Source organism: Bacteroides sp. 519 (assembly GCF_010500955.1).
Taxonomy (GTDB): Bacteria; Bacteroidota; Bacteroidia; order Bacteroidales; family Bacteroidaceae; genus Bacteroides.
The window spans coordinates 327,465-339,582 of record NZ_QVMJ01000003.1 but is presented as its reverse complement, the minus strand read 5'-3'; the positions used below and the strand labels follow the sequence as shown (position 1 = coordinate 339,582).

The window sequence follows — 12,118 nt, the reverse complement described above, 5'->3', positions numbered from 1 at the left end:
AGTACGTTATGAAACTTAAAAACATATATATCGGTATTGTTTGTGTAGCATTCCTGTCGGCATGTACAGACAAGATGGACTATCACGAATATACCAATTATGAAAAAGATTATGTATTTTCCGATTTCGGCCGTACGGCCGGATTTGTGAACAATATCTATTCACACCTGGATCAAGATTTACCCGGACTTACCTCTTTAGCTTCGGCAACCGACGAGGCCGAGATGGCATTAACTTACTCATCGGTGCTTGATTATACCAATGGCAACTGGAGTGCTTTGAACTCCAAATCGCAATGGGGATATTACACAGCCATTCGTGCTGCCAATTATTTCCTGAAAGAAACCAAAGATCTTGATTTCTACGATCTTCGTTTTGCACAGGATTATCAATCGCAAATGAACCGGTTTAACCGCTACAAGTATGAAGTACGGTTGTTGCGCGCCTATTACTACTTTCTGTTGGTTCGTGCCTATGGCGATGTGCCCTTCACTACTGATGTGTTGACAGAAGAGCAGGCAAACACCATAACCCGTACTCCGGCATCCGAAATATTCGACTTTATTATGAGCGAATGTGATTTGGTTGCATCCGAACTACCCGTTACATACTCCGGATTAGAGAACGATGCTGCCGGAGGCACTACCAACCCCGAAACCGGACGTGTTACACGTGGTACAGCACTGGCATTGAAAGCACGCGCTGCCCTTTACCGTGCCAGCAAGCTATTTAACGAAAGTAACGACAAAATACGTTGGAAAGAAGCAGCAATAGCCAATCAAACAGTTATTGATTATTGTGCCGAAAACGGTATTAGCCTTGGAAAGTACACCGACCTTTGGGGAGTTAACAACTACAAAGCAACAGAAGTTATCTTTGCCCGTAGGGTAGGCGATACCAATAACCCCGAATGGTACAACTTCCCCATTGGAATGGAGAACGCCAATTCGGGTAACTGCCCAACACAAACATTGGTAGATGCTTACGAAATGAAGAACGGCGGAGAACCCGATCCGAATAATCCATACACCGGAAGAGATCCACGTTTGGGTATGACTATAGCTGTGAATGGCGATAAATGGCCCGACACCAACCCAACTCCACTCGAAATATATACAGGTGGAAGAAATGCGGCTCCTATTCAATATGCTACCCCAACAGGTTATTACCTTAAAAAGTACCTGGATGGTTCAACCGATATTAGTGCCAGTCAGGGTACAGGTGGAAAGAGACATAGTTGGGTAACCTTCAGGTTAGGAGAGTTTTACCTTAATTATGCCGAAGCTATATTCCGTTACCTGGATTCGCCCGATGCTACTTCCGACCAGTTCTTCCTCACAGCCATCGACGCTGTTAATGTGATACGCAACCGTTCGGATGTTAAAATGCCCGGTCTTCCTAAAACGCTGAGCAGCGATGAGTTCTGGACACGTTACAAACGCGAACGTATGGTTGAACTGGCTTTCGAAGGACATCGTTTCTGGGATGTGCGTCGTTGGAAAGAGGGTGGATTCACCAATGTTTCGCGTATGGAGATAACAAAAACAGGCGACGAAACCTTCTCGTACAAAAAGACTACCAAATCACTGGTTTGGAATGATAAGATGTACTTCTTCCCCATACCCGACAGTGAAATCAGAAAGAATCCAAACCTTGTACAAAACCCGGGTTGGGAGATTAAGTAGCATGTTGAATGATTAAATTCTAAGAATATGAAAGTGAACTTAAAACACCTTATTATTATACTTACACTTATTGGCTCAACTAGTTGTGACGATAAACTTGAACCGTTTGAAAACAACGGTTCAACTGGTGCTCCTGTTGCTATCAGTGCTTCGGCTATCCAGTCGGAAGCGTTGCCGGGAGCCATCAACCTAACATGGAGTGCGCAGCCCAACGACTTTGCCTATATGCAGGTAAGATACCACGATCCGTTGGAAAAGAAAGATATTTGCAAGATTTTCTCAACAGGGGCTACTCAACTATTGGTTGAAAACACACGTGCCCGTTTTGGTGACTATTCTTTTGCCTTCCAAACATTCAATGCTGCAAACCAGAGCAGTGCCGTAACCGAAGTGAAAGCAAAATCGGGAGCTGCTCCGGCATCGTACACCGAGAAGAACAGAACAAAGGTACCCCTTACTGGTTTACAAGTATCTACCGACCAAGCCGATTCGAGCGAAGGTAAAGTAAGCAACCTGATAGATGACGATAAGGGTAGTTTCTTTTCAAGTAACTGGCACAATAGCGGTACTACTTACCCCACATACATTCAAATTGATTTCGATGAACCGCACGAAAACTTTGCAGTTAAATACATCAACCGTACAGACGACACTTGGCGAGAGTCAGGACGTCCGGCTGTTGTTGACTTGCAGGTTTCTAACGACGGCGATAACTGGACTACTGTAGGAACGCTAAGCGGAATGCCTACTCAAGCAGGTTCCGAGTATGCTTCGCCTTACTTTATGCCGGGAGAAAGTTTTACTCATTTCCGGTTCAGTGTGGTTGCAGCGTCAGGGTCTGCCAGCTATTTCTGCATCTCCGAGTTAATGTTTTATGATGTAGATATTGATATCTATGATCCTGAAACAGTGCCTTTAGATTAATTTTTAGAACACAGAGACACAGAGGCACAGAGTTTTAATTTAAACTAAATTTAATACAAGCAATGAAAAGTAATATAAAATGGTTAGCGGCCTGCATAGCTGCTTTTACGATTGGGATTTACGGTTGCGACGACGATAAAGACTTCAGCTACAACGGTAGTCTCGATCTCAACCTGTTGAGCATAAAGCAAGCTGCCAATTTATGGGATGGTGCCGAATGCAATGTAATTACCAACCTGCAAAAAAGTGACGATAAGGTAAGTAACTTCTCGTACAACCTTAATTTGGTATTCTACCAAAACAGAACAGTAGGAAAGGATATTGCCGTAGATTTAAAGGCTAATGCCGATTCACTGCACAAAGCAATAGCAAAGGCACCTCAAGGAGGAGTTTATGAAAAATATGCCGGAGCAGAACTTCTTCCGGAAGAATACTATCTTTTATCGTCGACCGAAATGCTACTCCCGGCTGGAGATAAACAATCGGAAAACGTAGAACTGATAGTTTACTCTGCCGAGTTGATTAACCTGGTACAACAACGTCAAAGCGATGCCAACTTTGTATTACCGCTGTGCATAACCAATCCATCGGCCTACGCAGTAAACAATAAAACCAATACGTTGATGTTCTTTTTTCAGGTAAAATATGTACCATCAAAAACAGGACCCGAATACAATCCTGATACCGAAGGCATTGCCGAAGATCATACATTGGAAAACGGTATGGTGTTGAAATTCCACGATGAATTCAACGGTACAGGTACCCCTGATTCCGATAAATGGAGATTTGAAGAAGGTTTCCAACGCAACGAAGAACTACAATGGTATAGCAATAAAAACGGAGTTTGCGAAAACGGAGCATTGGTAATTACTGGGAAACGCGAACGTGTAGATAATCCCAATTATGAGGCTGGCAGCAGCGATTGGAAAAAGAACCGCGAGTATGCCGAATATACCTCAAGCAGCATCATTTCGAACTACCGTTTCCGCAAAGGAACCATGATTGTAAGGGCCAAAATTCCAACCGAATCGGGTGCATGGCCTGCTATATGGACAACCGGAGGAAGCAACGATAGCTGGTGTTGGGAATGGCCTTTGGGCGGCGAAATAGATTTGATGGAGTACTATTATGTAAATGGCAAACAAAGCATCCACGCCAATGTGTGTTGGGCAAGCGATACCCGATGGAGTGGACGATGGGATTCGTACAACCGTCCAATAGCCGACTTCGCAGCCAAGGATGCAGAATGGGGTAATAAGTACCATATATGGCGTATGGACTGGGACGATGATTTTATCAGACTCTACTTAGACGATGAACTCATGAACGAAACAGACCTCAGCCAAACAAATAATGGAACCGGAGGCCTGAGCGACTGGTGGCGCGGTTCGTGGAGAAATCCGTTTAAAGAAGCAGGTAATGGTGGCGATGATTTTGGCCAGCAAATCTTCTTGAATCTGGCAATGGGTGGAAACGGCGGTCAGCCTGTTCTATCGGAACTCCCGTTGAAGTATTATGTAGATTATGTACGGGTTTATCAATAGGTTGATTACTAAGTGTTAGCTCGTATTGCTTATCAATTGTCGTCAGCTTCAGTTGACTGTGTGAAAACGTCCTCCTCCGCCCTTTGGGCACCTCCTCCAAAGGAGGATACCCTGCGGATACGTATAGCGCAGCTATCCTCCTTTGGAGGAGGTGCCCAAAGGGCGGAGGAGGACGTTTTCACACAGTCTCTAAAGCAGACGGCAATTGATAAATAATACGAACTAATTATGCTACATCTACTTTGTATCAATACCCAAAAATATCTTCCGTTGTTAACTTAACAATCGTACCATATTTCTTTAATGCTTCAAGGTCGAGGTCTTTTTCATCTCCCAAGATGCAATATGTATATGTGCGGCCTTTAATCCATTCTTCCTGGAACTTCACAATATCCTGTAGTGTCATATTAGGAACATCGTTAAACCTTTTGATGCGTGCATCTGTGGTTTGACCAAGATCCTGATCGTAGATGTACGACCACAATATGCTGCTCTTTATCACCCTTTCGGTACGAATCCGGCTGATGATACCCTCTTGTGCCAACTTAAATGCGGCTTCGGATTGCGGCATGTTGTTTATAATATCGTTGAATGTTTCAATGGCTTCAAGCATCTTATCGTTTTGTGTGGCAATCTGCGAACGGAACACATACGGTCTGTCGAGCTTGGAAGGTCCGCTAAATCCTGCCCATGCCGAGTAAGCCAGTCCGCGAGATTCGCGCATTTCCTGGAACACAATAGAGTTCATACCGCCACCAAAGTAATCGTTATACATATATCTTGTAGGTTCGATAGCCGGATTGAATTTTTCATCTCTGTTCGATATTTGCGACATATATATCTGTTTAGCTTCGTAAGGAGCAATATATATCTTGGTTTCGTTGGTGAGCAGATAAGGGAATTCTTCTCCTTTAGGAATATCTTTCAGTTTTTTTGGCACCTTGTGATGTTTCTTAATTAAGGCAAGAACATCTTTTTCGTTACATGGGCCGTAATAAATTATACGGTGTTTATAGCTGTTCTGGTTTTTAATGCGGTTTACCAACTCTTGCGGATTCATGTCTTTTAGCTCCTGTGCAGTGAGCAAATTGGTAGTGGGCGACTTAGGTCCATACATTGCATAATGGGTTAGGCGGCTAAAGTTTTGCGACTGATTTAATTTAGCATCATTGCGTTGCTTTACAATATCGTTAACCAGGTTATTGTATGCTTCGGCATTTACTTGTGCATCGGCCATTATTTTTTCGAACAGTTCGAGCGCTTTGGGCATATTCTCGTTCAGCCCCGACAGTGTTACATAGGTGCGTTCGCTACCCGGACTTACGCCAAACGAGCAGGCCAGCTTGTAAAATTCGCGGTTAATTTCTTCCAGACTCATGTCCGAAGTTCCCAGATAACGCATATACTGGAATGCGGTTCCTAATGCCTTGTCGTGGTTGTTTCCCATATCAAAAACATACATCAACTGGAATACGTTGTTTGTAACATTTTGCTTGTACAACACTTCGATACCCGATTGAGCTTGCAATTTAGAGAGGTCTTTACTGTAATCAATAAAAACCGGTTCGATAGGAGTAACCTTGGTGTTCTGAATCTCTTTCAAGAAAGCACTGGCCTCATCGCGATTCATTACAATAGGTGTAATTGTTGGTTTGTCTATTTTCTTTTCGTTAGGATCTTGTCCCTTCTTCTTATAAATAATGGCGTAATTGTTTCCCAAGTGTTTATTGGCAAACGCAACAATATCGGCCTTTGTTAGTTTCGACATTCTATCGAGCGAAGTTACTTCGTTTTTCCAGTCGCGGCCATTAATAAATGCACTTACAAACATATCGGCACGTACCGAATTGTACTCTAGTTGTTGTTGCTGATAAAGTTTAAAGTTGTTTATGATGGCCTGTAGCATATCCTCGTCGAAGTTACCCGATTTCAGTTTTTCAACCTCGGCCAACAGTAAGTCTCTTACCTGCTCAAGTGTTTGTCCTTCCTTTGGGCGGGCTTGTAACAGATACATGCCATAGTCGGCCATAGAATAAGCATACCCGTATGCGTTCAATACTTTTTGTTGCTGGTTAAGGTCAACATCCAAAAGACCCGCTTTGCCATTATACATAATTCGTCCCAGCAGTGTCGATGTTTCGGTTTCCAGGCTGGCAGCTCCTTCGGGTAGTTTCCAACCGATAGTAACCATTTCGGCATCAGGCCCCAGAACTTCGCGTACAACAGGTGCAGTAAGCGGGGTTTCGGCTCTTACCGGCAACGGAGGCAGGTTAAGATTAGGCTTCATATCGCCAAAATACTTATCGATAACTGCAATCATTTCGTTTGGGTCGAAATCGCCCGACACGCATATAGCCATGTTATTGGGTACATACCAAGTACGATAATACTCTTTAATGGTTTTGATAGATGGATTTTTCAGATGATCCTGTGTACCCAATACCGTTTGTGTTCCATAAGGATGATGTGGGAAGAGTGCCGCATACATTGCCTCGTTTACTTTGCGGGCATCGCGGGTTAACGACATGTTCTTTTCTTCGTAAACTGTTTCAAGCTCTGTATGGAATCCGCGAATTACGTTATTCTTAAATCTGTCGGCCTGTATCTTTGCCCAGTTATCAATTTGATTAGAAGGAATATCCTCGGTATAAACCGTCATGTCGAACCCGGTGTAGGCGTTGGTACCTTTTGCACCTATGGCCGACATAAGTTTATCATATTCATTGGGGATGGCCAGTTTAGAAGCTTCGTAAGATAAACTGTCTATTACCTGGTATATGGCTTTCCGTTCATTATCGTCTTCGGTGTTTCTGTACACTTCAAACATCTGCTCAATTTGGTCGAGGATTGGTTTTTCGAGGGCATAGCTCTGTGTACCAAACTTTTCGCTTCCTTTAAACATCAGGTGTTCAAAGTAGTGGGCCAATCCGGTGTTTTGGGCAGGGTCGTTCTTTCCACCTACCCTTACAGCAATATATGTTTGTATGCGTGGTGTTTCTTTGTTTACAGTTAAATATACTTTCAGTCCATTATTGAGCGTGTAAATTTGCGCTTTCAGCGGATCGTTGGGCACCGTTTCGTACGGGTAGTTCTGGTTTTCTACTGCATAAACTCCTGTTGCTGTTATCGCAAACAAAAACAGAAGACAAAAATGAATGGATCTTTTCATATTATCAATATTTAAAGTGATTTTGGCAAATATATAAAATAGTTTCGTTAATATTTCATAACAACGTACGAAATTTACGAAATTATTTGTTGCTTTGCTCGCTCTAAAAAACTAAACATAGATACCTTTGTGAGCATTTTCGTAAAAAGATAAATTGTATATTTACGCTTTAATTCGAGAAAATTCACAATCAAGACTGAATTATATTATGGGATCAGCGATAAAGATGTGGAAAATTTTGCCGCTGCTGGTAGCAATGCTTTTCTTATCCGGTGTTATTTGTGCGAAAGGATTAATCGATTCTTCGCCCAAAAACGAAACCGATTCGGTTGTTTCTTTTCCTTCGGCCAGAAGTTTCTTACACAGCTCTATTTGCGTTGCCGACCATTTTCGTTTTGAATCAAACTATCTTCATCAATTGAGTTTTGAAACTCGTCCCGAGTATATCATCCCTACTATAGAATTCCTTGAAGGGCATAATTACGACAAAAAACCTATCCGAAATGCTTTCTCGGCACATCTGAAATACTCGTTCAAAGCACTACCAAATTCCATTAGCGACCGTGTTTATAAAGGCGCATACCAGGGGATAGGCATCTCTTATTTCTCTTTTGGCGAGCGCCAGCAAATAGGAAACCCTATTGGCGTTTATTTGTTTCAGGGTGCACGCATAGCCCGGCTTGGCTCGCGAGTATCATTAAACTATGAGTGGAATTTTGGTTTGTCGTTCAGATGGAAACCTTACGACTATTACGAAAATTACTACAACACGGTTATCGGCTCTAAGGTAAATGCCTATATGAACGTTAATTTCTATTTTAAGTGGATGCTCTCCAAGTACTTCGATTTTATAGGAGGTGTTACACTTACGCATTTCTCTAACGGTAACACCAAATATCCCAATGCCGGTTTAAACACCACGGGTGCTAAAATCGGCTTTGTGTATAACTTCAACAGGCATAAAGATGTACTGGCGCAAACCCATTATCCGGCTTCCATACCCGAGTTTATGCGTCACATCAGTTACGATTTGGCCCTGTTTGGTGCATGGCGCCGAAAAGGTATTGTTATAGATAATGAGTACGTAGCTTCGCCACATGCCTATCCGGTTGCCGGATTTTGTTTTGCGCCCATGTATAATTTTGGATACAGGTTCCGTGCCGGTGTTTCGTTAGATGGCTTTTACGATGGCAGCGCAAATATATATAACCAAGATTATACCAACAGCGGAAAACCCGATTTTGTAACGCCTCCCATCCGGTTTCAAACAGCTTTGGGGCTTTCGGTACGTGGTGAGTATGTTATGCCGTATTTTAGCGTAAATGTAGGTTTAGGAGCAAATGTATTGCATAACGGTGGCGACTTGAGAGGCCTGTACCAGATACTGGCACTTAAGGTTGGAATAACACGCAATTCGTACCTGCATATAGGTTATAGTCTTAAAGATTTTCATCTGCCTAACTTCTTAATGCTGGGAGTTGGTTTCCGGTTTAACAATAAATACCCTGCATTAAGACGATAAGTAAAATGTTCAATGCCGTTTGTTTTGTGTTCATTTTACATCCGTTTTACATTCATTTTGCACTCGTTTTTGCATCCGTTTTGCACTCGTTTGATAGTCAAACGTTTGTTTTTAACCTCTGTTGGCAATTTAAATAATTGTACATCCGGGCTCATTCACTGTGTTATAAAACAGCCTGTTATGTATTTGCTTTGTGGGACGAATATGTACAATCGGGCGAAAAATAATATAGTATCGCTATAACAACAGAAAAGAAAAGAACAGAAAAGAACATAACATCAGAAGAAAATATAAAAAGAAGAAACTGCTGTTGTTGCTGTAGTAGTTATAAAAACGAAGTTGTAGATCGAAGATTTGAAGCTATATAGACCGAGGGGTCAAAGCTATATAGACGGAGAGGTCGAAGCTATATAGACGAAAGGGCCAGAGCTATATAGACCGAGGGCGTGAAGCTATATAGCGTTACAAATGAACTGCATTTGCATGCTAAATGAACTGCATTTGAGGTGTAAATGAACTGCATTTAAGGGGCAAATGAACTGCATTTTTGGTTCGGTTAGAGGCTGTGTTGAACTAAAATTAAAACACAGAGTCACAGAAACACGGAGCCTTTCCTTGTGCTGAACACAGAGTTATTGTACGACAAAAGCGAAGCCTCCGTGTTCAGCACAAGGAAAAGCTCAGTGTTTCTGTGACTCTGTGTTTTTATTCAACACCAGTCTGATTCAACCAAATTGATGAAGCAAGGCACAAAGCTGCGATATTTTTTTTTAGTTATCTATTTGCTTGATTATCAGCAATAAATAGTTTTAGTTATGAAAAAAAGCAGAAATATTTTTGCCGAATGTTTTGTCAATTCAAAAATAGTCCATACATTTGCATCCGCAATCGAGAGATAACATCGGTTAACCAAGCAGAAATGCTTAACCAACTGGCCCATTCGTCTATCGGTTAGGACGCAAGATTTTCATTCTTGAAAGAGGGGTTCGACTCCCCTATGGGCTACAAATAAAACAATAACGAAATTAAAAAAGATTAGTCGAAAATGGCAAATCATAAATCATCATTAAAAAGAATCAGACAAGAAGAAAAGAGAAGACTTCATAACAGATATTATGCTAAAACCATGAGAAATGCTGTTAGAAAACTTCGTTCTACTACTGATAAGAAAGAAGCGGAAGCTTTGTATCCAACTGTTGTTAAGAAAGTAGACAAGTTGGCTAAAGTGAATATCATTCACAAAAACAAGGCGAATAACTTGAAGTCGAAATTGGCTATCTACATTAACAAGTTAGGCTAAGAAAAGGAATTTTTTGAAATTTTAGAATAGTATTAAAGTCAGGCTTTAGGGTCTGGCTTTTTTCGTGTATATGGTGCTGTGAACTCAGTGGCTGTTAAATTTAGATATGGAGGCCAACGGCCTCTATGCAGTAGCGTAGGGCAAAGCCCTACGTTGGCAAATTATATTGTAATTGTGACCCCAACGGGGTCAACTTTAAATGGGTCAGTCCTAAAACCCGGTTGCAAACCATTCAAATCTGCTTCTCAATTATTACCTTTGGGCATGAAACAATATCAGATATTACGAAGTATTTTCCCTGAAGTAATCACCGACAATTTTAATTTTGTAGATTATCGTGAGAGTGAATCCACTTTAGAGTATTGGTTAGATGAGCGTGAGTATATGTCCCGTGAGGACTATAAGAAAGGAACCGTTCGTCCTTATGGTTTTACCGAAGCTAAAACGATACAAGACTTTCCGATTCGCGGTCGCAGTGTCTATCTTCATGTTCGTCGCCGTAAATGGGTTGATCGTTCTACAGGTGAAATATTCACTTATAACTTTGATGACTTGACTGAAGACGGCTCTAAATTATCCCCTGAGTTCGTTGTTTTTTTAAAAGAAGAGGATTGAGAGTACTGCCGAAAGTATCAAAGGTATCGCTGAACATTATGGTGTCAATGGTAAGTTACTCAGCAGTCAATACAAAGAACACTTCAGTGATTATCGACAGTGGAATCAATTGTCACATGCCTCTGAATATCTGCTATTTCCTGAAAACATCGGTCCTAATTTAAGTTTGGACGAAACCTGTCTGAGTAGTGGTGAGGTCTACACTTTTCTGACCAACAAAGACGGACATGGCGGTCCTGGTACTCTTGTGGCTGCTGTCCACGGCACAAAAGCAGAAACGGTAATCGCCGTACTTGAGAAAATTAACCGAAACAAACGCCTGCTAGTGGAAGAGATAACTCTGGATCTTTCCTCTGCTATGATGCTCATAGCTCGTTCGGTGTTCCCTAAGGCACGCATTACCAACGATCGTTTTCATGTACAAAAGCTTTATTACGATGCGCTGGATGACTTGCGCATAACTTACCGTTGGATGGCCAGAGATTTGGAGAATGCAGAAATAAAAAAGTGTAGAGAAGAGAAAAAACAATATATTCCTTTCCGGTATGCTAATGGAGATACACGCAAACAACTCTTGGCACGGGCAAGGTTCATCCTAACAAGACATGAAACTAAGTGGACACCCTCACAGAGATGGAGGGCGGATATCATCTTTGAGTTTTATCCGGAATTGAAACAGGCATACGATGTAGCCATGGAACTGACCAATATCTACAATAAGAAAAGCAGTAAGAATGCAGCAAGACTGAATTTGGCTAAATGGTTTGACAAGGTAAGTAGGTTGGCAGGGAATGCTTTCCATACTGTTATTGACACCTTCACTAATCATTATGACACCATATTAAACTTCTTTGTGAGTAGGCAAACAAACGCCTCAGCGGAATCATTTAATGCAAAGTTAAAGCGGGTCTTTTGGCATAGCGCATCCATTCATGCTCAAAACGACGATGGTAGTTTGGTTTCCATACACTGATGTGGTATCCGAAAAGCTATAGTAATTACAGAAATAAATGCGTGTGGGTTTTCTATGCTACATGTCCGTCTTATCTAAGGAGACGGACTGTGTTCATGATGCAAATGTACAACTATTGGTTTAACTATGCAATATGGAGTCTGTTTTTTTCGGGTTGCCGCTTTTTTAACACAGTAACAAAAACGTATATTATCACTCAAATTCATTATAAATAAGGTGTTTGTTGGGATATAATATGTTACAAATTCATTATTTTGTAGCTATAATATTTAACCTTAATTAAATATTTACATAGGTTTTCCACTTGTTCTGAAGTATTCTTCTTTCTTTCTGTTTTTTTGTTCTTTGATTCCTTTTTGCGGTTAAAATAGCACACATTACATTTC

General features: G+C 41.4%; 8 protein-coding genes and 1 tRNA gene. 8 read left to right on the top strand and 1 reads right to left on the bottom strand.

Annotated features, from left to right (window positions below):
- Positions 1 to 8: 8 nt before the first annotated feature.
- From D0T85_RS04410 to D0T85_RS04400, 3 genes are all read left to right on the top strand, one after another.
- Complete coding sequence (locus D0T85_RS04410) at positions 9 to 1,685, top strand: RagB/SusD family nutrient uptake outer membrane protein (protein WP_163210628.1); 1,677 nt, start codon at positions 9 to 11, stop codon at positions 1,683 to 1,685.
- A gap of 27 nt (positions 1,686 to 1,712) precedes the next feature.
- The gene (locus D0T85_RS04405; protein WP_163210627.1) at positions 1,713 to 2,609 is read left to right on the top strand and encodes a discoidin domain-containing protein; all 897 of its coding nucleotides are present in this window, start codon (positions 1,713 to 1,715) and stop codon (positions 2,607 to 2,609) included.
- Between the two features lie 62 nt (positions 2,610 to 2,671).
- On the top strand, positions 2,672 to 4,153 hold the full coding sequence (locus tag D0T85_RS04400; protein WP_163210626.1) for a family 16 glycosylhydrolase: 1,482 nt from the start codon (positions 2,672 to 2,674) through the stop codon (positions 4,151 to 4,153).
- A 247-nt stretch (positions 4,154 to 4,400) separates the two neighbouring features.
- Here D0T85_RS04400 and D0T85_RS04395 read toward each other — a convergent pair whose 3' ends face one another.
- Entirely contained in the window at positions 4,401 to 7,322 is a 2,922-nt protein-coding gene (locus D0T85_RS04395; protein WP_163210625.1) for a pitrilysin family protein, read from the bottom strand.
- Between the two features lie 208 nt (positions 7,323 to 7,530).
- Between D0T85_RS04395 and D0T85_RS04390 the strand changes: the two genes are divergently transcribed.
- The 5 genes from D0T85_RS04390 to D0T85_RS04370 all read left to right on the top strand — a co-directional run bounded on the left by D0T85_RS04390 (position 7,531) and on the right by D0T85_RS04370 (position 11,732).
- Complete coding sequence (locus D0T85_RS04390; RefSeq protein WP_163210624.1) at positions 7,531 to 8,844, top strand: acyloxyacyl hydrolase; 1,314 nt, start codon at positions 7,531 to 7,533, stop codon at positions 8,842 to 8,844.
- 933 nt (positions 8,845 to 9,777) lie between these two features.
- Positions 9,778 to 9,849, top strand: a tRNA-Glu gene (locus tag D0T85_RS04385).
- A 40-nt stretch (positions 9,850 to 9,889) separates the two neighbouring features.
- Positions 9,890 to 10,144, top strand: a complete 255-nt coding sequence (rpsT, locus tag D0T85_RS04380; protein ID WP_163210623.1) for a 30S ribosomal protein S20 — start codon at positions 9,890 to 9,892, stop codon at positions 10,142 to 10,144.
- Between the two features lie 264 nt (positions 10,145 to 10,408).
- Positions 10,409 to 10,759: a transposase family protein gene (locus tag D0T85_RS04375; protein ID WP_163210622.1), complete on the top strand. Its 351-nt coding sequence runs from the start codon at positions 10,409 to 10,411 to the stop codon at positions 10,757 to 10,759.
- A gap of 109 nt (positions 10,760 to 10,868) precedes the next feature.
- Positions 10,869 to 11,732, top strand: a complete 864-nt coding sequence (locus D0T85_RS04370) for a transposase (RefSeq protein ID WP_239060635.1) — start codon at positions 10,869 to 10,871, stop codon at positions 11,730 to 11,732.
- Positions 11,733 to 12,118: the final 386 nt, after the last annotated feature.

What these genes read in the sequence shown, in the direction of transcription:
- D0T85_RS04395 (WP_163210625.1), bottom strand. Translation starts at nt 7,322, where the DNA reads ATGAAAAGATCCATTCATTTTTGTCTTCTGTTTTTGTTTGCGATAACA.
- D0T85_RS04405 (WP_163210627.1), top strand. Translation starts at nt 1,713, where the DNA reads ATGAAAGTGAACTTAAAACACCTTATTATTATACTTACACTTATTGGC.
- D0T85_RS04400 (WP_163210626.1), top strand. Translation starts at nt 2,672, where the DNA reads ATGAAAAGTAATATAAAATGGTTAGCGGCCTGCATAGCTGCTTTTACG.
- rpsT (WP_163210623.1), top strand. Translation starts at nt 9,890, where the DNA reads ATGGCAAATCATAAATCATCATTAAAAAGAATCAGACAAGAAGAAAAG.
- D0T85_RS04390 (WP_163210624.1), top strand. Translation starts at nt 7,531, where the DNA reads ATGGGATCAGCGATAAAGATGTGGAAAATTTTGCCGCTGCTGGTAGCA.
- D0T85_RS04375 (WP_163210622.1), top strand. Translation starts at nt 10,409, where the DNA reads ATGAAACAATATCAGATATTACGAAGTATTTTCCCTGAAGTAATCACC.
- D0T85_RS04410 (WP_163210628.1), top strand. Translation starts at nt 9, where the DNA reads ATGAAACTTAAAAACATATATATCGGTATTGTTTGTGTAGCATTCCTG.